The organism is Syntrophorhabdaceae bacterium, from assembly GCA_028698615.1.
Lineage (GTDB): Bacteria > Desulfobacterota > Syntrophorhabdia > Syntrophorhabdales > Syntrophorhabdaceae > Delta-02.
The window spans coordinates 62,987-86,126 of record JAQVWF010000004.1; the positions used below are offsets into that span (position 1 = coordinate 62,987).

Sequence of the window (23,140 nt, forward strand, 5' to 3'; positions counted from 1 at the left end):
ATGGAGATCAGGGCCGACGAAATAAGCAGGATTATAGAGCAGAAGATATCGGGCTTCGAAAAGGAGATCGACCTTCAGGAGACCGGCGTCATCATGACGGTGGGCGATGGAATTGCGAGGATCTACGGGCTTGAGAACGCCATGGCCGGCGAGCTCCTCGAGCTGCCCCACGGCATCACCGGGATGGTGCAGAACCTTGAGGAAGACAACATCGGCGCCGTCATCTTCGGCGAGGATTACAAGATAAAGGAAGGCGATCTCGCCAAGAGGACAGGAAAGATCGCCCAGGTTCCCGTCGGTGAGGCATTGATCGGCAGGGTCGTCGACGCCCTCGGAAATCCCATAGACGGTAAAGGTCCCATTGAGGCAAAAGAGTTCCGCGCCGTCGAGCAGATGGCGCCGGGCGTTGTTGTGCGCCAGCCCGTGAAGGAACCCTTGCAGACGGGTATCAAAGAGATCGATGCCCTGATTCCGATCGGCAGAGGCCAGAGGGAGCTGATCATCGGCGATAGGGGCACCGGGAAAACGGTTGTCGCCCTTGACACGATCATCAATCAGAAAGGCAAAGATGTTTTCTGCATATATGTTGCAATCGGTCAGAAGAGATTCTCCGTGGCAAGGATAGTCGACCTTTTGACGGAATACGGCGCAATGGAGTACACCACTGTCGTAGCCGCAACCGCCAGCGACGCGGCGCCTCTGCAGTTTCTCGCGCCCTTCGCCGGTACCTCGATGGGAGAGTATTTCCGGGATAACGGAAAACACGCACTCATCATCTACGATGATCTCTCAAAGCACGCCGTAGCATACCGCCAGCTTGCATTGCTCCTCAGAAGGCCGCCGGGACGTGAAGCGTACCCCGGAGATATCTTCTACCTGCATTCAAGACTTCTCGAGAGGTCGGCGAAATGGGACGATGCCCATGGTGGAGGCTCACTGACCGCCCTTCCCATCATCGAGACACAGGCTGGCGATGTCTCCGCGTACATTCCTACAAACGTTATCTCCATTACCGACGGACAGATATACCTGGAGCCGGAGTTGTTCTACGCCGGTGTCAGGCCAGCCATCAACGTCGGTATTTCAGTATCCAGGGTCGGCGGCAACGCCCAGATAAAGGCAATGAAACAGGTGGCAGGCAGGCTGAGGCTGGAAATGGCCCAGTACCGCGAAATGGCCGCCTTCGCCAAGTTTGGCAGTGACCTCGACAAAGCGACGCAGGCATTGCTCGCCCGCGGTTCGAGGTTGACGGAGCTTTTTAAGCAAGGACAGTATGTTCCGATCCCGATCGAAAAACAGGTCGTGCTTCTCTATGCCGCAGCGAACGGGTTCATCGATACTTATCCGGAAAGCGCCCTCAGGAAGTACGAGCAGGAGTTGATGCGCTTCATGGATTCCAAGCATGCCGGCGTCCTGAAGGATATCGGGGATAAGAAGGCCATAGACGCGTCGATCGAAGAAAAGCTTACGAAGGCGCTCGGCGAATTCAGAGACGGATTTACCTACTAAGGGAGCTTTGAGTGGCTACGCTAAGAGATATAAAGAGAAAGATAGGCAGTGTGAACAGCACGCAGACCATCACGAGGACGATGAAGATGGTCTCCGCGTCGAAGTTGAGGCGCGCGCAGACAGAACTTGAAAAGATCAAGGAATACGCCTTAAAGATGGAGGAGCTCACGGGACGGGTCGTTAAGAACATGCCCGACGACGCCCATCCGCTTCTCGCAGCGAGAGAAGAGGTCAAGAAGGTCCTTATAGTCTCCATCGGGTCCGACAGGGGCCTGTGCGGTGGTTTCAACGTCAATGTGTCCTTGACTGCGGAAAACTTCGCCAGGCAGAACCGCGACAAGTACGAAAGGGTCGGGGTTTATGTCTTCGGCCGGAAGGTGCGCGATTACCTGTCAAAGAGACGGGCGGATGTAGTAAAGGACTGGGTCGATATCAAGAAGGTTGACCAGGAGCTCGTCGATGTCGTTGCCGAAGAGATCATCAGTCTCTATCTGTCGGGCGAGTTTGATAAGGTGTATCTTTCGTATACCTATTTTGCGTCTGCGGTGAAACAGGAGATTGTGTTCGATGAATTCATTCCCATCAAGACCCCTGACGATGTGGAGTATATCGATTACATATCCGAACCGGAACGTACAGAGATAGTTGAATCGTTGATTCCGCGCTACATCAGCACGAAGCTGTATTATGCCCTGATCGAGTCACAGACGTCGGAGCATGCGGCCCGGATGAGCGCCATGGAGAATGCGACGAGCAACTGTGGTGAAATGGTACGGTACCTCACCCTTGTTTACAATAAGAGAAGACAGGAAGGTATAACCAACGAGATGCTGGACATCGTTGGTGGCGCTGAAGCCTTGAGAGGAACATAACCTAAGGAGGAAGATAGATGAGCAGCGTGGAGGTTAGAGGAAAAATAGTGCAGGTCATTGGAACGGTTGTAGATTTCAGGTTTCCACCTGATCAGCTTCCACCAATATATGGGGCGATCTATGTCACAAACCCCGCTATTAACGATAAAGCGGAAAATCTCATCCTTGAGGTAGCCCAGCATGTCGGAGACAATACGGTGCGGTGCATCGCCATGAACACGACCGATGGTCTCGTTCGTGGGCAGGATGCAGCGTATAAGGGTGGCCAGATAGCGATTCCCGTGGGCAAGAGTATCCTGGGCCGGGTGCTCAACGTTGTTGGTGAGCCTGTCGATAATCAGGGTGACGTCAAGACGGATATGACCTATCCTATCCACCGTCCGGCACCGCTCCTGACAATGCAGAACACCAAGATCGAGCTCCTTGAAACGGGCGTCAAGGTCATCGACCTTCTTGAGCCGTACCCGAAGGGGGGGAAAGTCGGCCTCTTTGGCGGCGCCGGCGTCGGGAAGACGGTTGTTATCATGGAGATGATCCACAACATCGCGCAGCACCACGGCGGCATATCCGTCTTCGGTGGCGTTGGTGAGCGCACGAGGGAAGGTAACGACCTCTGGCTGGAGATGAAAGGCTCAGGCGTTCTTGACAAGTGTGCACTCATATACGGACAGATGACTGAGGTTCCGGGTGCCCGCGCCAGGATCGGTCTGACCGCTCTGACGGCCGCTGAGTATTTTCGCGACGAAGAAGGCCAGGACGTGCTTCTGTTCATAGACAACATATTCCGGTTCACACAGGCCAACTCAGAGGTTTCGGCGCAGCTTGGCCGTATGCCTTCCGCCGTTGGTTACCAGCCGACCCTGGCCACTGACCTTGGCGAACTCGAAGAACGGATCACGTCGACACTGAAGGGTTCGATCACCTCGGTGCAGGCCATCTACGTTCCTGCTGATGACTTGACAGACCCTGCACCGGCTACGACATTCGCGCACCTCGATGCGACGACGGTTCTTTCACGTCAGATATCGGAGCTTGGTATTTACCCGGCCGTTGACCCCCTTGACTCCACGAGCCGTATCCTTGACCCGCAGATCGTAGGCGAGGAGCACTATCAGGTTGCCCGTGACGTTCAGGCAGTACTCCAGAAATATAAGGAGCTTCAGGATATCATCGCAATTCTCGGTATGGATGAACTGTCCGAGGATGACAAGCTCACAGTTGCCAGGGCGAGGAAGATCCAGAGATTCCTCTCTCAGCCGTTCTTCGTTGCAGAGGTTTTCACCGGTCAGCCGGGTCGGTATGTTGCCCTGAAGGACACGATCAAGGGGTTTAAGGCGATCGTCGAGGGTAAACACGACGACCTTCCGGAACAGGCATTCTTCATGGTTGGTACCATTGAAGAGGCTGTTGAAAAAGCGAAACAGTTTATGGGAGAATAATAAAACGATATGCTCAACCTTGAGATAATTACCCCTGAGAAAACGGTTGTCAAGGATGAAGTCGATGTGGTGGAGGCCACGGGAGCGGAGGGCGAATTCGGGATCATGCCCGGCCACACCCAGTTCCTCACCACCCTGCGGATCGGAGAGATCCGGTACAAGAAAGGCGGGGAGACGATATATCTTGCGTCGAGCGGCGGATTCGCCGAGGTTGTTGATGACAAGGTGACTTTGCTTGTAGATACAGCTGAATCCTCGAAGGATATAGATGTTGAACGTGCGAAAAAGGCAATGGAACGCGCGGAGACCCTTTTGAAGACGATGTCATATGATCAGGTGGAATACCGGATGTATGAGATGGCACTTCTTCGGGCGATTGCCCGCATTGGCGTAGCGTCAAAGAAAATATAATGGTCTTCACCATCGATGAAGGGCTATTCAGCCTTTTTCCTGCATTGCAGGTCGGTGTGGTTGTTTGCGAGATTGACAACATAAGGTACGGCGAAGATGGACTTGAGGAGGTCGTTGACGATCTGATGGTCCATTTTTCGTTTGAACGCCCGCAGGACCATCCGAACATCAAGGCATGGCGGGAAGCCTTCAAAAAGATGGGCATAGGCACAACAAAATATCCCAGCTCCATAGAGGCCCTTCTGAGGCAGGCCCTCAAGGGGGGACCGTTCCCTCGATTCAATCCCATCGTCGACCTGTATAATTCGATCTCCCTCAAGTACCTCGTTCCTATCAGCGGCCATGCCATCAACGGTATCGATGGCAACATTTTACTTACCTTTGCACAGGGGAGTGAGACCTTTGTCCCCATGGATATGGGTGAGCAGGAAATAGTGGACAAGGGGGAGGTCATCTTCAGGGATGACAGGGACGCCCTCACGCGCAGGTGGGTGTGGAAGCGGTCGAACAAGGACAGGATAGAAAGCGAGACAACCCGCGTTTTCCTGCCGATACATGTTATGTCGGGTCTGCCGGAATGGCTGTGCGAGAGAGTTGTTAAAGACCTGGCGGAGAGCATCCTTGTGAATGAATACGGAAGGATCGTCCACCGGGAAATACTGACGGCATCGCGGAGGGAGACTGAATTTGCGGTCTAAGTGCCCGCAGGGTTGAAAAAGGGAGGGTGATCCATGGATCTGCTCGAAGCCATCAAGGTTAGAAAAAGTGTCCGGGCATTCAGGCCCGAAGCGGTCTCAAGACAGCAGATAGAGGAGATACTGGGCCTTGTCATTCATGCCCCGTCGGCGATCAACCTTCAACCCTGGGAGTTCATCGTCGTCACGGGAGAAGAGAAGGAAAGGCTGAGCCGCCGGCTTGTGAAGCTCTACCGCGAAAAGCAGATCTCCTGCAGTCCGGGGAACGTAAAGCCCCTTTCGGCGGAGTTCCAGAAGAGGGGGGCCGAGTCTTTCATCTTGATGAACCCTTATCTGGAAAAAATGGGGCAGGAGTTCAACCGTTTTGTTAATGAAGGGAGCTGCAACTTTTACGGGGCACCTGCGGCGGTGATTTTTTGCCTCGACAATGCCTTTTCCGAGGCTCGTCTTGTAGATATCGGGATCGCGCTTGGCTATTTTGTGCTCATCGCCCAAAATGTCGGCCTTTCCACGTGCCCCATCGGTCTTATCAACGCATATGAAGACGACATAAAGGACATACTCAGCATCCCCGACAACAAGGACGTGGTCATCGGTGTCGCCCTTGGGTATCCCGATGCCGCAAGCCCCGTCAACGAGTTCACCTCTCCCCGGGACGATCTTGAGAAATTTGTGCGGTGGATAGACTAAGAAACCGTTCTTATGGTCGGGGCGACTGGATTTGAACCAGCGACCTCTTGCTCCCAAGGCAAGCGCGCTAAACCATGCTGCGCCACGCCCCGAACAGCCTCAAGCATATCATAGATAAAGTTGCTTTTCAATAATTCGGGGGTTGCTGCAGGGAAGGACAAGGCCGTTGACTTTTTTCACTTTTCAGCTCAAAATAGGTGCACTATGATTGGAATATCAAAACTCTACTGCGGTGCCGTCGAGGCCTCCGACCCCTTGAGGTACGGCAGGGAATCATCGCGTCTGCCGTCACACCTCCTGCAGTTCTCGAAGGACAAGAAGCCCGTTGTGGTCTGGAACACGACGAAGCGGTGCAATCTCAGGTGCGTCCACTGTTACGCCTTTGCCGAAGGCGAAGACTATAGAGGCGATGAGTTGTCGACAGATGAAGGCAGGGCGCTTATCGACGACCTGGGACGCTTCGGTGTGCCTGTGATCCTCTTTTCCGGAGGCGAGCCGGTGCTGAGGGAGGATCTCCCGGAACTTATCGACTATGCAGTGAAGAAGGGCATCAGGGCGGTCATATCGACAAACGGGACCCTTATCACAAGAGAGAAGGCGCAGATATTTTCGCGGTGTTCCCTTTCCTACATTGGCGTCAGCCTCGATGGCATGAGCGCGGTGAACGACGCCTTCCGCGGCGTTGAGGGGGCCTTCGGCAGGGCGATGGAAGGGATCAGGAACGCGAGGGAGGCGGGGATCAAGGTCGGCCTGCGGTTTACCATTAATAAAAGGAACGTCGATGAGGTCCCGAAGATCTTCGATCTCATCGAGGAAGAGAATATCCAGCGTGTCTGCTTTTACCACCTTGTCTACGCCGGAAGAGGCTCGAAGCTCATGGAAGAGGACCTCTCCCATGTCGAGACTAGGCGCGTTGTGGACCTTATCATGGATAGGACAAAGGCCCTTTTCCACAGGGGCCGGTCCGTGGAGGTGCTCACCGTCGACAACCATGCCGATGGCCCCTATGTCTACTTGAGGCTCCTCAAGGAGGACCCGCGAAGGGCGGTTGAGGTGCTGGAACTGCTCAGGATGAACGAGGGCAACTCCTCCGGTGTGGGCATCGGCTGCATTGACGAGAGGGGGAATGTCCACGCGGACCAGTTCTGGAGGCACTATGGTTTCGGCAATGTCCGCGAACGGCCCTTCAGTGCTATCTGGACCGACCTTTCCGATCCGGTCATGACAAGGCTGAAGGAAAAGAAGAAGCACGTTGGCGGCCGATGCGCAACGTGCAAGTGGCTCGATGTCTGCGCCGGAAACTTTCGTGTCCGTGCCGAAGCCGCGACAGGCGACCTCTGGGCGCATGATCCGCAGTGTTATCTGACGGAAGAGGAAATAAGAAAATAATAACCAATGACGAAATCCCGATAACCAGATAAAGGACAATGACCAGTTGACCAATAACCAAGCAAAGGCAACGGCGAGACGAATTGCATCCTCCATGCGCAGGTGGCCGTTGTTGTTTTTTCCTTGGTCATTGGTGCCTGGTCCATTGGTAATTGTCTTCCCCTGGTTATTGGAATGTGATTATTGGTTATTATGTTCCAGGGAGGTTTTATGCGTTACCCGACGTACAGGCCGAGGAGACTGAGGAAGAGTGAAAAGTTTAGGAGCATGGTGCGCGAGACGACTCTCTCCGCCGATTGCCTCGTCTACCCCGTTTTCGTCAAGGAGATGAGCGAACGGGAGGTGCCCATCGATGCCATGCCCGGCATAAGCCAGTTCTCCGTCGACGGGGTCCTCGGGGAAATCGATAGTGTGCTCGAGGCTGAAGTACCGGCCGTCCTCATATTCGGGATCCCTGAAAGGAAGGACGAGACAGGCAGCGGCGCCTATGACAAGAACGGTGTGGCACAGCAGGCGGTGCGCGCAATAAAAAGCCGCTTCGGCGACGACATTCTCGTGATCACCGATGTCTGCATGTGCGAGTACACAAGTCATGGTCACTGCGGCATCGTGAAGGACGGCCACGTCGACAACGACGAGACCCTGAAGCTCCTGGCAAAGAGTGCGCTCACCCACGTGATGGCCGGCGCCGATATGGTCGCGCCCTCGGATATGATGGACGGCAGGGTGCACGCCATCAGGGAGATGCTTGACCTCCACGGCGATTACAATGTTCCCGTTATGAGCTATGCCGCCAAGTATGCTTCCTGTCTCTACGGCCCCTTCCGGGAGGCCGCCGAGTCGGCACCGCAGTTCGGCGACCGCAGGTCCTACCAGATGGATCCCCCCAACGGCCGCGAGGCCATGAGGGAGATCGCCCTCGATATCGAGGAGGGGGCCGACATCGTCATGGTAAAACCGGCGCTCTTCTACCTCGATGTCCTCAGGTCGGCGCGTGCCGAATTCAACATACCGCTGGCGGCATACAGCGTCAGCGGTGAGTATTCCATGATAAAGTTCGCGGCCGCAAAGGGGTCCTTCGACCTGAAAAGGGCTGTCATTGAATCCACGACGAGCATCCGGCGCGCCGGGGCGGACATCATCATCACCTACTTTGCAAAAGAGATCGGAACATGGGCGAAAGAACATACCCTCTGAGGATGGTCGCCTGGGAACTGACGCGCAATTGCAATCTCTCCTGCATCCATTGCCGCGCATCTGCCGCGTCGGGTCCCTATGAGGGTGAACTCTCAGTGGAGGAATGCAGGAAGGTCATCGATGACATCGTCTCCTTTTCAGAGCCGACGGTCATCCTCACTGGCGGGGAACCGCTCATGAGGCCCGATATCTTCGAAATCATCCAGTATGGGAACGATAGGGGGTTGAGAATGGTGATCGCCGTCAACGGCACCCTGCTCGATGAGGCGGCGGCGAGGAGGCTCAAGACTTGCGGGATCAGGCGGGTGAGCCTGAGCATCGACGGAAAGGACAGGCGAAGCCATGACAGCTTTCGGGCCGTCAACGGCTCCTTCGAAGCCGTGATCGCAGCGTCGCGCGTTCTCAAAGGCACGGGGATGCCATTCCAGATAAACACGACGGTCACGATACTCAATGTCGATGACCTCGACGAGATATACGAGTTCGTGAAGTCTCTGGAGGCTGTTGCCTGGCACGTTTTCCTTCTCGTCCCCGTGGGCAGGGGAACGGGTCTCAAGGGCAAGGAACTGTCCGCTGCGGCCTATGAGAAGGTACTCCACCGGCTTCGTGTCATGGAAAGAAAGAACGAACTGGAGATGAAGGTCACCTGCGCCCCCCACTACTATCGCATCGTGAAGGAAGATGGCGAAACGCCGAAAAGTGCCGGGTGCCTCGCGGGGAAAAGCTTCATGTTTATCTCGCACCGCGGTGTCGCCCAGCCCTGTGGGTATCTTGAAGCCCCTTCGGGCGATGTCCGAAAGGAAGGCGTGAAAAAGGTTTGGGAAGGCTCTGAGGTCTTCCGGCACCTCCGCGATGTTTCATCATATCAAGGCAAATGCGGCCGATGCCGCCATATCCTCATCTGCGGCGGCTGCCGTGCCCGCGCCTATGAGGCGACGGGAAACTATTTGGAAGAGGAACCGCTGTGTTCTTACATGATGCAGGATGAATGACGCATCATCGTCTTGTTTTCATCGCATCATCCAGCCAGTCGAGGATGAGTGCGTTTGATAGGAAGGAAGCCCCTATCTGACAGTGTTCTTCCGCTCCTTCTTCCCTGGTGAAAAGTAAAAAGTCTTTGGGGCCTTTGAGTGCATCGAAGAGTGCCTTTGACTGCCCGGGCATGTCCCTGTCGTCCTGGGAATCGACGACGAGCATCCTGCAGGTGATCCTGTCCGCAACTCCCTTAAGCGTGTAGGCCCGTGTCATCCGGAACCACTCCGACGGGCTTCTTGCATGGAAGGTGAACATGCCGTTGCCGATCGCCCATCGCGATGAGGGGTTGTTCTGCATCATTTCATAAGTCTCCTTGTCGAAGGCCTCGGACGCTTCTTTCGAGTCGATCATCGCTTCAAGTTCCGGTGTAAGCCGCGCGGTTTTATGGAAATCGTAAACGCCGCCATTGGCGATGCAGAACCCGATACGTTTTTCAAAGGCCATGGCCCTCGGCACCAGGTATCCGCCGAAGCTGATCCCCATGATCGCTACACGTTGGGGGTCCACTTCCTTCTGTGCGAGGGCAAAATCAACAACGGGGGTGACCACGGTCTCCCAGTTGTGGCGAAAGGGTATTTTCTGTTCACGTATGACGCGCCCCTGTCCCGGCCCTTCGAAGATAAGACAGTTGTACCCCCTCTCAATGGCGAAGATCGCCACGGAATGATAGAGTTCTTCACCCGTTCCGTCAAAGCCGGTCTGGATAATGAGAAGGGGCCGTTTCACCTCTTTGCCGTCGACCAGGCAGTAATAGCCGGGAAGAGTTGTGTTTTCGAAGGGGATCTCTACGGGGATTATGGGCGAACGAGAAAGCTTTGCCGCCCTGAGAAAACTCTCGCGGCTCTCGCGCCACGTTGCAAGGATGCGATGGTCGCCCGGGTTCTTGTGGAGAAAGAACTCGGCCGCCCGGTAATAATTGGACGCCTTGAGGTATTCCCTGAATGCGCTTATGCTCTTGCCGCGCGAAGCCAGATCGTCCGCTGCTTTCCTTCGCTGCTGTGCCGTGAGGAGCCATTCGCGGTACCAGCTTTCATCGTCACCTTCCTTGATGCGGTATGCGGTCTTGAGGCATTCCCCGATGTCGGCAGCGCCGCCGGCGGCTGCGGACAGTGTCCTCAGGGCCTGGAAAGAGTATTGCGCATCTTTAAAGATGAGGTCCATTGTTTCCCCTTTCGCACATAGGAATATGAGCGCTGCAACACCAAGGGCCAAACATACCGTAAAACGTTTAAGAGATCTCATGGGCGGACTCCTCGTCTTAATTGCTGTTTGTGTGTATTATGCCCGATGAAGGGATAAGTGACAAGGGCAAAAACCATTGGGTACATTGTTGACACGGTTTCCTTTCGTGCTGATATTTGATGACAATATCTGGGTGCCGCTCAGAAGGGAGGAAACATGAACAGGCTTGCCAATGAAAGGTCGGCGTACCTCAAGCATGCCGCGCATCAGAAGATAGACTGGTATCCATGGTCCGATGAGGCCTTCGAAAGGGCGGCGCGGGAGAACAAACCGGTGTTCCTGAGTTCCGGCGCCGTCTGGTGCCATTGGTGCCATGTCATGGCGAAGGAGAGCTTTGAGAACGAGGAACTGGCAGCGATCCTCAATGAGCATTTTGTCGCCGTCAAGCTTGACCGCGACGAGCGGCCTGACATCGATCGCCGCTACCAGCAGGCCGTTGCCGCGATGGGTCAGAGCGGAGGGTGGCCGCTGAGCGTTTTCCTGACCCCCGAGAAGAAGCCTTTTTTCGGGGGGACCTATTTCCCTCCCGTGGATAGTCACGGCATGCCGGGATTCGGGACGGTTCTTGTGGCGATAAGCCGGTATTACGCGGAGAAGAGGGGCGAGATCGAAGAGCAGGGCAGGCTGTTTCTCGATGCCCTCAAGATGGACGGCGCCCCGAAAGCGTCCCTTTCCTCCCCCGCCACTGATGAGGCGGCACAGAAGATGCTGGCGTCATTCGATAAGACATGCGGGGGTTTTGGGGACACCCCGAAATTCCCCATGTCGGGCGCCATCGAATTTCTTCTGGGAAGGTATTTCTTTACAGGCGATGAAAACCTTGCCGACATGCTGGAGAAGACACTTTCGGCGATGGCCGGAGGCGGTTTTCATGACCACATAGGGGGAGGTTTCCATCGTTATTCCACAGACAAGGCCTGGGGTGTGCCTCACTTTGAAAAGATGGCTGACGACAATGCCTGGCTCCTGAGGAATTACTGTGATGGGTATCGGACCTTCAAGGATCCCCGCTTCAAAGACGTGGCCCGGGGTATAATCACTTTCGTCGACAGGGAACTCTCCCATCCCGAGGGCGGTTTCTATGCCAGCATGGATGCCGACGTGACGCCCGATGACGAGGGAGGATATTTCACGTGGACCCGGGAGGATTTCAAGCGGGTCCTGACCGATGAGGAGTTCTCCCTGTTGTCGGCGCATCTCTTCGATCCGGGCAGAACGGTGCACCACGATCCATCCAGGGTCGTGCTCTCTCTTTGCGCGACGGCTGACGAGATCGCCACGAGAACGGGGATGGACGCCGCTCATGTAACGAATGTGCTGCAGCGGGGGAAAGATAAGCTTCTCGCCCAGCGGGACAGGAGGCAGAAGCCCTTCATCGATACCGCTCTCTATACCTCCCTCAATGGCATGATGATATCGGCATATTGCAGGGCCTACAGGACATTCGGCGACAGGAGGATCCTCGACAGGGCCGTTGTGAGCCTCGCCAGGATCCGCGCTCTCAACGTGCGGGAGGGGGAACTTTACCATTCTGAAGGCGTGAAGGCCTTGCTCGACGATTATATTCATCTCTGCGACGCCTTTCTTGCCGTGTACGAGGCAACGGGGGAAAGAGGCTGCCTTACAGAGGCCCGGAACCTTATCGACAGGTGCATCGATTGTTTCTGGGACACCGAAGGAGCAGGGTTTTTTGACACAGAGGGAGAGGTTATCGGAATACGCCTCAAGGGCATTGAGGACGTGCCACGGCCGTCGGCAAATGCCCTTGCCATAATTCTCCTTCTCAAGTTTGCGGCGATCTCCGGCGACAGCAACAGGTACAGGAAACATGCTGAGAATGCCCTGAAGGCGTTCCTCTCCGACGCGATATCCATGTCCATTCACGGAGCCTACTTTTTCTGTGCCCTCGATGCCTTTTTCCGTCTCGTAAAGCTCGAAGTCCGAAGCGGTGCAGGGTCGCAGGTCGCCGAAGCCGCCCTTTTTGCGCACCACCCTTATTCCTTCGTCACCTACGATGCCGCCGGAGAAAATGTCGTCATCCCCTGTATCGGCACAACCTGCTACGAACCGCTCGCCTCCGGCGAGAAGGTGAAGGAATTTCTTAAAGACTGTTCCAGGTTTTAGGTCCGAGTTCTAAGGCACAAACCACATCTTGAGGTTTTTGTTTCTCGACACAGAACACAGTTGCTCGAACATGGAACGGTCCTTGTCTTATATTGACTTTCCCCCTTCCTGACGATAGTATGTCGACACTATGAGTATCGCTAATCACGTGAAAAAGAAGTTCATTACCGGGCTTCTGGTGCTGATCCCCCTTATTGTGACAGCCTATATCGTCTACCTCGTGGTCTCCTTCATCGAGAACTTTATTGGGCCGGCCCTGAGGAACATCTTTTTGCAGGTATTTCAGCGCGAGGTCTATATAACGGGAACAGCATGCATCATTTTTGTCGTTATCACCTACCTCACCGGCCTTTTCGTCTCCAATTATTTCGGGAAGACCGTTTTTTTCCGGGGAGAAAAACTGGTAAAAAGGATTCCCATCATCAAGAGCATTTACGGCTCTGTCAAGGACATGATGGAAGCTTTCTCTTCAGAGAAGATACAATCCTTCAAGGAGGTTGTCCTCATCGAATTCCCTTTTCCGGGCAGGTATGCGATAGGTCTTGTCACGAACAGGGTGGAGATCAAGGGAGTACAGCATTGCTCGGTCTTCGTGCCGACCACGCCGAACCCCACATCGGGATACATCATCCTCGCGAAGGAGGATGACCTGCTTTTTCTTGATATGGCCACGGACGATGCGCTGAAATACATTATCTCGCTGGGGACCTCCCGGAGCGGATCCATATGGAACGGGAAAAGATCATAGGCGCCCTTACAGGGGTGAGGAAGGTTTTCCTCAAGTCACTTGCCTTTATCGCAGTCGCCGGGGTTGTCAGCTTCATCTATTCAAAAGAAATGCTCCTGCTCCTCGTCAAGGCGACAGGCATCAAGGTCTATTACCTGACCATTCAGGAGGTGTTTCTTGCCACCGTTCAGCTCGCCCTCTTTGCCGGCATTTTCTTCGCCCTTCCCGTCATCATCTTCTTTGCCTGGTACGAGATGAAGGGGTTGTACAAGATCAAGCCCGTCTATGGGTACCTTCTTGTGTTCGCGGCCATAATACTCTTTTACGGTGGCAGTCTCTTCTGTTTCAAGGTGGTGCTTCCCTCGGGCATAACGTTTCTCGTCACAGGTTATGAGAGCCAGGTCCTCAAGGCCATGATATCCGTAGAACGCTATCTCACTTTTTCCGCGGCCATGATCTTCGCATTCGGTATCACATTCGAGGTGCCCCTCATTCTCCTCGCCCTGGGAAAGCTTGGGATCGTCAAGGCAAGAATGCTCGTGCGCACAAGGCGATATGCCATTCTGGGCATTGTCGTAGCTTCGGCGCTCATCACTCCCACCCCCGATGTGTACAATCTTACTCTCCTGGCAGGCCCGATGTATATCTTCTATGAGATCGGCATACTTCTCGTGAAGATGGTAGAAAGGCAGAAGGCGATGGACCCCTGAGATACGGAACTTTCAGAGGCGCCAAAGGGAGCGCGTAGGTGAAGCGGCGAAATGTTCTGTTGACCATTCCATGCCATCTATATAAAATGAATGTCCACAAGGAGGACATGAAGCACCTGCCGGAAAGAGGCCTCATTGAGGATCCTTCAAAAGGGCTGACGGCTTAGCGACATGGAAGCATATATCGCAAAATACGGTTACATCGGCATATTTGTCGGTACTTTTCTCGAGGGAGAAACAACGGTCCTCCTCGGCGGTATCTTTTCGCGGCTGGGATACATGAACATTCTCATGGTCATGTTCTATGCTTTTGCGGGAACACTGGCGGGAGACTGCACCTTTTTCTCCATAGGAAGGTGCTTCGGAAAGACCATCATAGACCGCTTCGAGTTTATCAGGAACAAGGTGCCTCTTGCGAACAGGATCATTAAACACTATGGGAACTTCATCATATTCACCATCCGGTTTCTTGTGGGAATAAGAGCCGTTGTTCTCATCCTTCTCGGGTGCACGAACATGAAGATAGGCAGGTTCCTCCTGTTCAGCGTCCTCAATTCCATCTGCTGGAGCATCCTCGTGGGCCTCATCGGATATCTCTTCGGCAGGGTTGTCGTTGTCTTTGTCGATGATATCAAGAAATATGAAACAGTGATCGTGCCGGTGGTCCTCGGTCTCGTTGTATTATTTATTCTTGTATACCGGCACATAGTCAACAAAAAGGAGAGGGAGACCTATGGAGATCAATGAAAAAATGATGCGTGAGCTACGGAGGAAATTTGAGACCGAGGCGAACAAGAAAGAGATAGAGATCGTCGAACACTGGAAGAACGAGATCGAGGCGGTGTACAAAAAGAAATATGACAACCTTGCCGCCGTTCAAATAGAGATGAAGCGCGTTATCGAGCGCATGGGAAACAGGATCTCGATCCTGACGAAGATGGTGAGGGAGGAGTCGTGAAGCACGTAGGGCCGGTGGTGCGGTCCCTCTTCATTCCCATCACCCTCGGTATGGTGTTCATGGTCGGTTTTTTCAACGTATCGGTCCTTTCCGCCCAGAGTGTTCCGAAGAAGACGAATGCGAACATAGAGAAACGAATGGGTGACCTTGAAAAGGACGTGATGAGGCTTCAGCGACAGGCCGATCTTTTCAATCTCGACGCCCTGCCGGATAACCTGGTGCTTTGCGAAAAGAAGATCCCCCTGTACAGAGGGGACGTTCGGGAGCGTTTCGAGCGTGAGTTCTTTCAATTCCTGGAGAACAGAGGATTGCTGACGATTGTTATTAAACGCTACTACAAGTACCTCCCCATGATTTCCGAAGAGGTTCGTCGCATGGGCGTGCCTTCGGACCTCATCTATGTCGCCGTAACCGAGAGCTACCTGAATCCAAGGGCCGTATCCCGCGCAAACGCGGGGGGTATGTGGCAGTTCATAAAGGAAACGGGCAAACGGGAAGGCCTAATCGTCAACGAGCATATCGACGAACGGTTCAACGTGAAAACTGCCACCCGTTCCGCCTTAACGCACCTCAAGAGACTCAACGGCGAGTTCAACGACTGGCTTCTCGCTATGTGCGCCTACAATGCGGGTCCGGGGCGTGTGAGGGAGGTCATCGAGAACCAGGCTACCAGGGATTTTTTCGACATGTACCTTCCGGAAGAGACGGAGCGCTATGTCTTCAGGGTCCTCGCATTGAAGGAGATCATTGCGAACCGTGAGCGTTATGGAATTAAGATAGATGACAAGGACCTTTACCGACCCGTCATCCTCTCGGAGGTAACCATCGAGGCCAGCAGGGAATTCCCGTCTTACATCCTCGCGAAGGCGATGGACGCTCCCTACAGGACCTTCAGGATCAACAACATTCACCTCAGAAGATACCGTCTCCCCAAGGGCCTGTATCGGATAAATGTTCCCGTGGAAAAGAAAGATATATTCATAAAGAAAATGAAAAGCCACGATTATATCGAAGTGAGGTGACCCACGGGGATAAGTATGTAACCCAACGAAACCATGGGTTATCAACGACCACCAGACTCTGGTTTTCACGTTTTTCGACTGGCAAAGAAAAAGCAAATAACGGGGTATTTTATGATTGACAAATGTTTCTCAATTGGGTAAAGTTTGCCATTGTGAAATTGTGAACAAAGTGACCGAATAGTTTCATTTTCTGCCTTTAAGTTTTTTTGCAGCAAAACACTTCAAAGAGGATCTGAGACATGCTCGAGTATGTAGCAATCTTTGTCATGATGTGCCTTGCCGGAATCATTGCGGCCGTGATAATCGGAGCCTCACACCTCCTCGGGGACAGGACGAAAAGCAAGGTAAAACTCGCACCCTACGAATGCGGCATGACGACAAGCGGTCCCACCCGCAGGATCATGACCATTCGGTACTATATCGTGGCCATGTTATTCCTCGTCTTCGATATTGAAATTATCTTCCTCTATCCCTGGGCTGTCATTTCCCGCAAACTGGGGCTTTTCGGGTTCATCGAGATGCTGGTCTTCGTTTTCATACTTTTCATAGGATATATCTACATCTGGAAAAAAGGTGCTTTGGAATGGGAGTAGAAAAGAACGTATTGGTAACGTCCCTTGACTGGATCATAAACTGGTCCAGGAAGAATTCTCTCTTCCCCGTCACGTTCGGCCTTGCCTGTTGCGCCCTCGAGATGATGGTGGCAAGTTCCGCGGAGTACGATATCGCCCGCTTTGGCGCTGAAGTATTCCGCCCGTCGCCGAGGCAATCCGATCTGATGATAGTGGCAGGAACACTGACGAAAAAAATGGCCCCTGTGGTTCGGAGGATTTACGAACAGATGCCGAACCCCAAATGGGTCATTGCATATGGAGCATGCGCATCATCGGGCGGCATCTTCAAATCATACAGCGTCGTGCAGGGGGTCGATCAGATAATACCCGTGGACGTTTACGTTCCCGGATGTCCCCCGCGGCCCGAGGCTTTGCTGAAGGGCATAATAGAGCTTCAAAAGAAGATCCAGAAAGAAACCATCAAGGACAGACCCCTGATATCACTGCCGGGGAAGAGCGCATGAGCGATAACAGCGATTTTCTGAAAATACTCACCGGTAAAGCAGCAGGAATAAAGATCGTACCGACGCCCCCCGGCGAGCCGAGTGCAATGGTGGACAGGGGCAGCATACGTGAAGTCCTCGATCATCTCAGGTACGACCGGGACCTCTCCTTCAACATGCTTGTCGACCTTTTTGCCGTGGATTACACGGGTGAAGAACCAAGGTTCGAGGTCGTATATATCCTGCGCTCAACGAAGCATAACGCGAGGATTGTCGTAAAGACCAGAACCGGGGACGAGGGTATCGACACGGTAAGCGACCTGTGGCCGGCGGCCAACTTTCTTGAAAGGGAGATCTACGACATGTTCGGTCTGCCTTTCGCTAACCATCCCGATCTGCGCAGGATATATACGCCCGATGATTTTGTCGGTCATCCGCTGCGCAAGGAGTTTCCCCTCGAAGGCGATGATTTTGACAAGCCCTTCGTGGTGGACCTGGAGAAGGAATAAATGGCTGACACCAAGTACATGACCATCAACATGGGGCCGCAGCATCCCGCTACCCACGGGGTATTGAGGGTTGTCCTCGAGCTTGACGGCGAAACCGTTATATCGAGCACACCTCATATCGGGTACCTCCATCGCGGCATAGAAAAGATCTTTGAGAACAGGACCTACTGGCAGGGCCAGCCGCTTACGGACAGGCTGGACTACACGAGCGGCATGTCCAACAACCTGGCCTATTGTCTGGCCGTAGAGAAGCTCCTCGGTATCGAGATACCCAAACGGGCCCAGTATATCCGTGTTATGCTCTGCGAACTCCAGCGCATTGCCGCACATCTCCTGTGGGTCGCGACGCACGCCCTCGATATGGGCGCGATGACCGTTCTCTTCTATGGGTTCCGTGAAAGGGAAAACTGCCTCAAGGTATTGGAGACGGTTTCCGGCGCCAGATTGATGCCGGATTATATACGCTTCGGCGGCCTCAGGGAAGAGCTTCCCGATGGATTTATCGGCATGGCGAAGTCATTCATCGAAGAATTGCCGGGAAGGATCGATGAGTACGAAACCCTTCTCACGGAAAACGTAATATGGAAGGGAAGGACGAAAGGCGTCGGCATTCTGAGCGCCGAAGACGCCATCGGGTACGGCGTCACCGGCCCCGTTCTCAGGGCTTCCGGTGTCAATTATGACGTTCGCAAGGCATATCCCTACTCGAGCTATGAGGAATTCGATTTTGAGATACCTCTTGGCACGAACTGCGATATATACGACCGGTACCTTGTGCGGCTGCAGGAGATGAGGCAGTCCATAAGGATCGTCACCCAGGCTATGGATAGGCTCCCGGAGGGGCCAATAAAAGTTGATGCTCCTGAATATGTGGCCCCGGAGAAGGAAGATGTGGGCAAAGACATGGCCGCCCTTATCCGCCACTTCAAGATAATGGCCGACGGTATCAAGCCGCCGAAGGGCGAGGCATACGCCTCGATCGAGTCTTCAAAGGGTGAGCTGGGGTTCTATATCGTCAGTGACGGCTCGGAGACGCCCTACCGGGTAAGGATCCGTCCGCCTTCATTTCTCAATCTCGGCTCCATAGCGAAGATGATCGAGGGAGCTCTGGTGGCCGACGTAGTGGCAGCGATAGGAAGCGCCGACATAGTTCTCGGCGAAATCGATAAATAAGGTTGATTATGGCAGACGTGATCTTCAGTTCCTGGCAGGGTGAGATAATAGACAACAGGGGCAAGGCCCGCGAGTCTTTCGATGCCCCCAAGGTAAAACTCCCCGGAGAGTTTGAGAAGGGCGTTCCCGTCAAGGCTTTCATGGGATGGGACGGTATCATCCTTTGCGATGAGAGCGTGGATATCATCGACATGTCAGTCAAGTATGCCGAGGCGGTCCAGAAGGAATCCTGCGGAAGGTGCGTACCCTGCAGGATAGGAAGCAAGGTCATTTTGGGCATCTTGAGGGGTATCGCCGAAGGTCGCGGAAAAAAGGAAGACCTCGAGAGGATCCCCGGCATTGCGACGAGCATAAAGGACGGATCGAAATGCCAGATCGGGCAGACAGGCTTCGTACCCCTGCTTCAGGCGCTTTCGTTCTTTGGGCCCGAATTTGACCGGTCGATAGGGGAAGGGCGCAAGGCGAAGTCAGGCGAATACCGGATCTCCGTCACGGCCCCCTGCATGAGCGTCTGCCCCACTCAGCTCGATATTCCGAGGTATGTGGAGGCAGTAAGCGAGGGGAGGTTCACCGAGTCCCTCGCCACAATACGTGAGAATACGTGCCTGGCCGGCACCCTGGGAAGGGTTTGTGTCAGGCCCTGCGAATCCAACTGCAGGCGCGCTAACATCGATGAGGCCATATCCATAAAGAGCCTCAAGAGGTTTGTTGCAGACTACGAAATAGAGAAGAATGTTAGGCGCAACATTGAAGCAAAGATAGACAAGAACAAGAAAGTTGCCGTTATCGGCGCCGGCCCTGCCGGACTTTCCTGTGCATACTACCTTGCCCAGATGGGTTACCCGGTGACGGTTTTCGAGAAGCTCGGCGAACCGGGCGGTATGGCCGCGGTCGGCATCCCCGATTATCGTTTGCCGAGAGTTGTCCTGGGCGGTGAGGGTGCCCTGGTGGAGTCATTCGGGGTAACCATGCGCTATGGCGTGACCCTGGGCAAAGATATAACCATCGATCAGATCCGCAAGGATTTCGACGCCGTCTTCATCGGTGTCGGTGCTCACAGTTCGTCGCCTATGGGTGTTCAGGGCGAAGACATGGGTTACCGCGGTTTTATAGCCGGCGTGAAATACCTTCTTGACATCAACAATGGGCAGGATCCCTATCCTGAGGGCAAAAAAGTTGTCGTTGTCGGCGGCGGCAACGTGGCAATGGACTGCGTGAGGTCGTCATTCCGCATAGGCAAGCCCGATGTCCACCTGGTCTATAGACGCACCAAGAAAGAAATGCCTGCCGATCCCGTGGAGATCCACGAGGCAGAGGAAGAGGGCGTTGAGTTCCACTATCTGTGCAACCCCACGAGGATCCTTGAAAAGGATGGCAAAGTGGTCGGCGTGGAATGCATTCGCATGGAATTGGGAGAACCTGACCAGAGCGGCCGCAGGAGGCCGGTGCCGGTCCCGGGCTCTGAATTCGTGATCGAAACAGACATTCTCATCCCGGCCATCGGGCAGGCCGTCGACTTTTCTTTTCTGGATAGAACGGAGGATTTCACTATAACAAAATGGAAGACCTTCCAGGTTGACCAGGAGACCTTCGAGACGAACGTTGCCGGAGTGTTTTCAGCCGGCGATTGCGAGACCGGTCCCGATGTTCTCGTTCGTGCCTGCGGAAACGGGAAGCGCGCTGCCTGGAAGATCGATGAGTATCTGAAGGGAGAGAAACCGAAGGCCCGCATGAGTGAGAAGTTCGTAAAGTTCTTCGGTGATGTCAAGGTCTACGACAAGAACGAAAATGTCGGTTTTCTGGGCGATCGGGCACGACTTCTTCTGCGGCCGATGGCCCCCGAGGTCAGAAAATGGACCTTCGCAGAGGTGGAAGAGGGTTTCCGTACCGATGAGGCGATCACAGAGGCGTCGCGGTGCCTTCGCTGTTACAGAATAGGTATGATTGCGGTTGGTTGAAAAGGGAACGGGAATGATAACACTCAAGATAGACGGCAAAGAGATAAAGACCGAAGAAGGCAAGACCATACTCGAGGCTGCGCGGGATAACAATATATACATTCCCACGCTGTGCTACCATGAGAACCTTCTCCCCATTGGCTCCTGCAGGCTTTGCATCGTTGAGATCGACGGGTACGAAAAACCCATGGCATCCTGTACTACTGCCGCCGCCGAGGGCATATCGGTGACGACCCGGTCAGAAAAGCTTTTCGGCATGCGTCAGGAGTATCTCAGGTTCCTCCTCGTCAATCATCCCCTTGACTGTCCCATCTGTGATTCTGCCGGCGAATGCCGCCTGCAGGACCTCGTATTTGAACATAAGATAGAATGCGTCGACCTTGCCGCCGACAGGGAGCCAAAAAAGGCGAAAGCCTATGCCACAGCGCTTATAAGATATTCCGAAGACAGGTGTGTCCTGTGTCTGCGGTGCGTTCATGCCTGCCGGGAAGTCTCCGGACGGAGGGTCTTGGAACTCGCCGGTAGTGGAATAGAAGCTGCGATGGCCCCGAAGGTCCCCGAGGACTGCATCTCCTGCGGCGAATGTCTTTCTATGTGCCCCGTGGGCGCCCTCACGGAACAGGAGAGTTCCTTGAAGAGCAGGAAATGGCAGACAAAACGCCAGACAACGACCTGCCCCCATTGTGGTTTTGGCTGTTCACTGGATCTTGATGTCTACGAGGACAGGTTCATAACGAAGGTCGTGACCAGTCCGTCGTGTTTGCCCAACAGGGGTTCGCTGTGCGTGATGGGACGGTTCGGGTATGACTTTGCAAATAATGAGGCGAGACTTGCGGCACCCACCGTCAAAGAGGGTGCTCAAGCGGTCGAAACTACTTTGGCCGAGGCCGTAGAAGCGACCGCATCGGCCCTCACGAAATTGGACAAGGAAGGCAAGGCCATCGGTTTTGTCGTATCTTCGCGGGCGACGAACGAAGAGGCCTACATGATATCGCAGATCGGGAAGAGGTTCTCAAAAAGCCAGTTCGGGACTGCCGGGTATTACCATACGGGTAAAGTGCTGGAAACTTTGCGCCGGATGGGTATCCGCTATCCCTACGAATATGATGCCCTGAGCAAGTGTGACCTGGTGGTTGTCGCCGGCGGCGATCTCCTCGGAAACAATCATCTCCTCGGGAACAAGGTGCGTGAGGCGGTGAAGGGCAGGGGCGCCAGGGTCGCCGTCATTGATCCTTCCGCCACATCCCTTACGCGGGTCAGCGATGTGTGGGTCAAAGTGGCCCCCGGGACAGACGCGCTGTTCTTCAATGGTATCGCTTCACAGTTGATCGCAGACAAGAAGAGCGACCCGGAAGCTCAGAATCTGGATGGTTTTTCCGGTTATGCCGCGGGAGGGAAGGCGGATGCCGCAAAAGGGAGCGGCGCTGACGAGAAGAGCGTCGACAGGTTCTATGCCCTTTTTGCCGCGGCCTCCTCGGTTGCCGTCATATTCGGCACAGGTATCAGCAGCAAGACGGAGAGCATGGAATCCCTTCTGAATCTCTGTCTTGTAAAAGGGGTTCAAAGAACGGGAGTGGTGATGCCTATCGCCCTGCAGTCGAACGCCGTCGGTGTCCTTTCCATTCTGCCCGATGCCGTCGGTTCCGGAGAGGTGCTGGAAAAAGCAGAGGGCCTCTTCATCTACGAAGACGATCCCTTTCATTATCTTGGGGGCAAAGGTGTCGAGGAATCACTGAAAAAGAAGGCATTTGTGGCCGCGTGCGACTTGTTCGCCACGGGCACTTCAGCATACGCCCACGTCGTTGTGCCCGCAGGAAGTTTTGCAGAGAAGGAAGGCAGCTTTGTCGCCGAGGATGGTTTTATGCGGAAGGTGGGACGGGCGAAGGGGAGTTCATCGCCGGGATTCGAGTTCCTGAGGCTGCTCCTTGACCGTCTTGGCGGCGGCCTGTATAGAGACGAGGCCGAGGCCTCGACGGTTCTCTTCGGAAAAGAGATCCTTGTGAAAAATGAAGGTGGCAGGGCGATGCTCAAGCCGACGGATGGCACGGCGCACTTTGCTTCATCGGAGAAGGCCGCACCGGAAGGATCGGCGAAGCCCTTCACTCTTGTTTTGAGGAATGTATTCTTTCACCATCATTTGGCGGGCAAGGGAGTTTACTCGAAGATGGTGTACCTCCAGAACCCCGCCGTTGCAGGAGACAAGCTGTTCATTTCCCCGGAGGACGCGGCGGCCCTGGGAATATCCGACGGCGGCCAGGTCGTCGTTGAATCGGATAAGGGGGTTCTGCAGCATCCCGCCACGATCAGGGAAGGTCTTGGCAGGGGAGTGCTTGAATACAGGATGTTAAGGAACAGGCAGGACATATTGAAACTGACCGATGGATACGGTAAACACATCGCAGTGACGGTTAAAAAGGGTTAAG

The 23,140-nt window shown here is 54.3% G+C and carries 22 protein-coding genes and 1 tRNA gene; 21 read left to right on the forward strand and 2 right to left on the reverse strand.

Features of this window, described 5'->3' with window-relative positions; translation table 11 throughout:
- The 6 genes from atpA to PHC90_02870 are packed head-to-tail and all read left to right on the forward strand — an operon-like array spanning position 1 to position 5,616.
- Positions 1-1,509: a F0F1 ATP synthase subunit alpha gene (gene atpA / locus PHC90_02845; GenBank protein MDD3845281.1), complete on the forward strand. Its 1,509-nt coding sequence runs from the start codon at positions 1-3 to the stop codon at positions 1,507-1,509.
- 11 nt (positions 1,510-1,520) lie between these two features.
- Entirely contained in the window at positions 1,521-2,381 is an 861-nt protein-coding gene (gene atpG, locus PHC90_02850) for an ATP synthase F1 subunit gamma (protein MDD3845282.1), read from the forward strand.
- Between the two features lie 17 nt (positions 2,382-2,398).
- Complete coding sequence (gene atpD / locus PHC90_02855) at positions 2,399-3,820, forward strand: F0F1 ATP synthase subunit beta (protein MDD3845283.1); 1,422 nt, start codon at positions 2,399-2,401, stop codon at positions 3,818-3,820.
- Between the two features lie 9 nt (positions 3,821-3,829).
- A complete protein-coding gene (locus tag PHC90_02860; protein MDD3845284.1) occupies positions 3,830-4,231 on the forward strand; it encodes a F0F1 ATP synthase subunit epsilon in 402 nt (133 codons plus the stop codon).
- Positions 4,231-4,929, forward strand: coding sequence for a phenylalanine--tRNA ligase beta subunit-related protein (locus PHC90_02865; protein MDD3845285.1), 699 nt, complete (start codon positions 4,231-4,233; stop codon positions 4,927-4,929). The genes PHC90_02860 and PHC90_02865 overlap by 1 nt, the downstream gene beginning before the upstream one ends.
- A gap of 33 nt (positions 4,930-4,962) precedes the next feature.
- Positions 4,963-5,616, forward strand: coding sequence for a nitroreductase (locus PHC90_02870; protein ID MDD3845286.1), 654 nt, complete (start codon positions 4,963-4,965; stop codon positions 5,614-5,616).
- A 13-nt stretch (positions 5,617-5,629) separates the two neighbouring features.
- Here the strand turns inward: PHC90_02870 and PHC90_02875 are convergent.
- Positions 5,630-5,708, reverse strand: a tRNA-Pro gene (locus PHC90_02875).
- A 112-nt stretch (positions 5,709-5,820) separates the two neighbouring features.
- On the opposite strand from PHC90_02875, the gene ahbC reads away from it, so the two are divergent.
- The 3 genes from ahbC to PHC90_02890 all read left to right on the forward strand — a co-directional run bounded on the left by ahbC (position 5,821) and on the right by PHC90_02890 (position 9,194).
- Positions 5,821-7,005 carry a 12,18-didecarboxysiroheme deacetylase gene (gene ahbC, locus PHC90_02880; protein ID MDD3845287.1) on the forward strand — a complete coding sequence of 395 codons (1,185 nt, stop codon included), beginning with the start codon at positions 5,821-5,823 and terminating at the stop codon, positions 7,003-7,005.
- Positions 7,006-7,215: 210 nt separating this feature from the next.
- Complete coding sequence (gene hemB, locus PHC90_02885; protein MDD3845288.1) at positions 7,216-8,202, forward strand: porphobilinogen synthase; 987 nt, start codon at positions 7,216-7,218, stop codon at positions 8,200-8,202.
- The gene (locus tag PHC90_02890; protein MDD3845289.1) at positions 8,178-9,194 is read left to right on the forward strand and encodes a radical SAM protein; all 1,017 of its coding nucleotides are present in this window, start codon (positions 8,178-8,180) and stop codon (positions 9,192-9,194) included. Before hemB ends, PHC90_02890 begins: the two co-directional genes overlap by 25 nt.
- Positions 9,195-9,198: 4 nt before the next feature.
- Here PHC90_02890 and PHC90_02895 read toward each other — a convergent pair whose 3' ends face one another.
- Positions 9,199-10,398, reverse strand: coding sequence for a prolyl oligopeptidase family serine peptidase (locus PHC90_02895; protein ID MDD3845290.1), 1,200 nt, complete (start codon positions 10,396-10,398; stop codon positions 9,199-9,201).
- Positions 10,399-10,635: 237 nt separating this feature from the next.
- Between PHC90_02895 and PHC90_02900 the strand changes: the two genes are divergently transcribed.
- The 12 genes from PHC90_02900 to PHC90_02955 all read left to right on the forward strand — a co-directional run bounded on the left by PHC90_02900 (position 10,636) and on the right by PHC90_02955 (position 23,139).
- Positions 10,636-12,603 carry a thioredoxin domain-containing protein gene (locus PHC90_02900; GenBank protein ID MDD3845291.1) on the forward strand — a complete coding sequence of 656 codons (1,968 nt, stop codon included), beginning with the start codon at positions 10,636-10,638 and terminating at the stop codon, positions 12,601-12,603.
- A gap of 130 nt (positions 12,604-12,733) precedes the next feature.
- Positions 12,734-13,351, forward strand: coding sequence for a DUF502 domain-containing protein (locus PHC90_02905; protein MDD3845292.1), 618 nt, complete (start codon positions 12,734-12,736; stop codon positions 13,349-13,351).
- On the forward strand, positions 13,330-14,040 hold the full coding sequence (locus PHC90_02910; GenBank protein MDD3845293.1) for a twin-arginine translocase subunit TatC: 711 nt from the start codon (positions 13,330-13,332) through the stop codon (positions 14,038-14,040). Before PHC90_02905 ends, PHC90_02910 begins: the two co-directional genes overlap by 22 nt.
- 171 nt (positions 14,041-14,211) lie before the next feature.
- Positions 14,212-14,787 carry a DedA family protein gene (locus PHC90_02915; GenBank protein ID MDD3845294.1) on the forward strand — a complete coding sequence of 192 codons (576 nt, stop codon included), beginning with the start codon at positions 14,212-14,214 and terminating at the stop codon, positions 14,785-14,787.
- Positions 14,774-14,998 carry a hypothetical protein gene (locus PHC90_02920; protein MDD3845295.1) on the forward strand — a complete coding sequence of 75 codons (225 nt, stop codon included), beginning with the start codon at positions 14,774-14,776 and terminating at the stop codon, positions 14,996-14,998. The genes PHC90_02915 and PHC90_02920 overlap by 14 nt, the downstream gene beginning before the upstream one ends.
- The gene (locus PHC90_02925; GenBank protein MDD3845296.1) at positions 14,995-16,020 is read left to right on the forward strand and encodes a lytic transglycosylase domain-containing protein; all 1,026 of its coding nucleotides are present in this window, start codon (positions 14,995-14,997) and stop codon (positions 16,018-16,020) included. Before PHC90_02920 ends, PHC90_02925 begins: the two co-directional genes overlap by 4 nt.
- Positions 16,021-16,259: 239 nt before the next feature.
- Positions 16,260-16,613, forward strand: a complete 354-nt coding sequence (locus PHC90_02930; protein MDD3845297.1) for an NADH-quinone oxidoreductase subunit A — start codon at positions 16,260-16,262, stop codon at positions 16,611-16,613.
- Positions 16,604-17,098, forward strand: a complete 495-nt coding sequence (locus tag PHC90_02935) for an NADH-quinone oxidoreductase subunit B (GenBank protein MDD3845298.1) — start codon at positions 16,604-16,606, stop codon at positions 17,096-17,098. Before PHC90_02930 ends, PHC90_02935 begins: the two co-directional genes overlap by 10 nt.
- Positions 17,095-17,586: an NADH-quinone oxidoreductase subunit C gene (locus tag PHC90_02940; protein ID MDD3845299.1), complete on the forward strand. Its 492-nt coding sequence runs from the start codon at positions 17,095-17,097 to the stop codon at positions 17,584-17,586. Before PHC90_02935 ends, PHC90_02940 begins: the two co-directional genes overlap by 4 nt.
- A complete protein-coding gene (nuoD, locus tag PHC90_02945; protein ID MDD3845300.1) occupies positions 17,587-18,759 on the forward strand; it encodes an NADH dehydrogenase (quinone) subunit D in 1,173 nt (390 codons plus the stop codon). It abuts the gene before it with no gap.
- 8 nt (positions 18,760-18,767) lie between these two features.
- Positions 18,768-20,717 carry an FAD-dependent oxidoreductase gene (locus tag PHC90_02950; GenBank protein MDD3845301.1) on the forward strand — a complete coding sequence of 650 codons (1,950 nt, stop codon included), beginning with the start codon at positions 18,768-18,770 and terminating at the stop codon, positions 20,715-20,717.
- Between the two features lie 13 nt (positions 20,718-20,730).
- On the forward strand, positions 20,731-23,139 hold the full coding sequence (locus tag PHC90_02955; GenBank protein ID MDD3845302.1) for a 2Fe-2S iron-sulfur cluster-binding protein: 2,409 nt from the start codon (positions 20,731-20,733) through the stop codon (positions 23,137-23,139).
- Position 23,140 lies beyond the last annotated feature (1 nt).

Excerpts from the sequence above, each read along its gene's own strand:
- atpA (MDD3845281.1), top strand. The coding sequence starts at position 1 with ATGGAGATCAGGGCCGACGAAATAAGCAGGATTATAGAGCAGAAGATA.
- atpD (MDD3845283.1), top strand. The coding sequence starts at position 2,399 with ATGAGCAGCGTGGAGGTTAGAGGAAAAATAGTGCAGGTCATTGGAACG.
- PHC90_02860 (MDD3845284.1), top strand. The coding sequence starts at position 3,830 with ATGCTCAACCTTGAGATAATTACCCCTGAGAAAACGGTTGTCAAGGAT.
- PHC90_02865 (MDD3845285.1), top strand. The coding sequence starts at position 4,231 with ATGGTCTTCACCATCGATGAAGGGCTATTCAGCCTTTTTCCTGCATTG.
- PHC90_02870 (MDD3845286.1), top strand. The coding sequence starts at position 4,963 with ATGGATCTGCTCGAAGCCATCAAGGTTAGAAAAAGTGTCCGGGCATTC.
- ahbC (MDD3845287.1), top strand. The coding sequence starts at position 5,821 with ATGATTGGAATATCAAAACTCTACTGCGGTGCCGTCGAGGCCTCCGAC.
- hemB (MDD3845288.1), top strand. The coding sequence starts at position 7,216 with ATGCGTTACCCGACGTACAGGCCGAGGAGACTGAGGAAGAGTGAAAAG.
- PHC90_02890 (MDD3845289.1), top strand. The coding sequence starts at position 8,178 with ATGGGCGAAAGAACATACCCTCTGAGGATGGTCGCCTGGGAACTGACG.
- PHC90_02895 (MDD3845290.1), bottom strand. The coding sequence starts at position 10,398 with ATGGACCTCATCTTTAAAGATGCGCAATACTCTTTCCAGGCCCTGAGG.
- PHC90_02900 (MDD3845291.1), top strand. The coding sequence starts at position 10,636 with ATGAACAGGCTTGCCAATGAAAGGTCGGCGTACCTCAAGCATGCCGCG.
- PHC90_02905 (MDD3845292.1), top strand. The coding sequence starts at position 12,734 with ATGAGTATCGCTAATCACGTGAAAAAGAAGTTCATTACCGGGCTTCTG.
- PHC90_02910 (MDD3845293.1), top strand. The coding sequence starts at position 13,330 with ATGGAACGGGAAAAGATCATAGGCGCCCTTACAGGGGTGAGGAAGGTT.
- PHC90_02915 (MDD3845294.1), top strand. The coding sequence starts at position 14,212 with ATGGAAGCATATATCGCAAAATACGGTTACATCGGCATATTTGTCGGT.
- PHC90_02920 (MDD3845295.1), top strand. The coding sequence starts at position 14,774 with ATGGAGATCAATGAAAAAATGATGCGTGAGCTACGGAGGAAATTTGAG.
- PHC90_02930 (MDD3845297.1), top strand. The coding sequence starts at position 16,260 with ATGCTCGAGTATGTAGCAATCTTTGTCATGATGTGCCTTGCCGGAATC.
- PHC90_02935 (MDD3845298.1), top strand. The coding sequence starts at position 16,604 with ATGGGAGTAGAAAAGAACGTATTGGTAACGTCCCTTGACTGGATCATA.
- PHC90_02940 (MDD3845299.1), top strand. The coding sequence starts at position 17,095 with ATGAGCGATAACAGCGATTTTCTGAAAATACTCACCGGTAAAGCAGCA.
- nuoD (MDD3845300.1), top strand. The coding sequence starts at position 17,587 with ATGGCTGACACCAAGTACATGACCATCAACATGGGGCCGCAGCATCCC.
- PHC90_02950 (MDD3845301.1), top strand. The coding sequence starts at position 18,768 with ATGGCAGACGTGATCTTCAGTTCCTGGCAGGGTGAGATAATAGACAAC.
- PHC90_02955 (MDD3845302.1), top strand. The coding sequence starts at position 20,731 with ATGATAACACTCAAGATAGACGGCAAAGAGATAAAGACCGAAGAAGGC.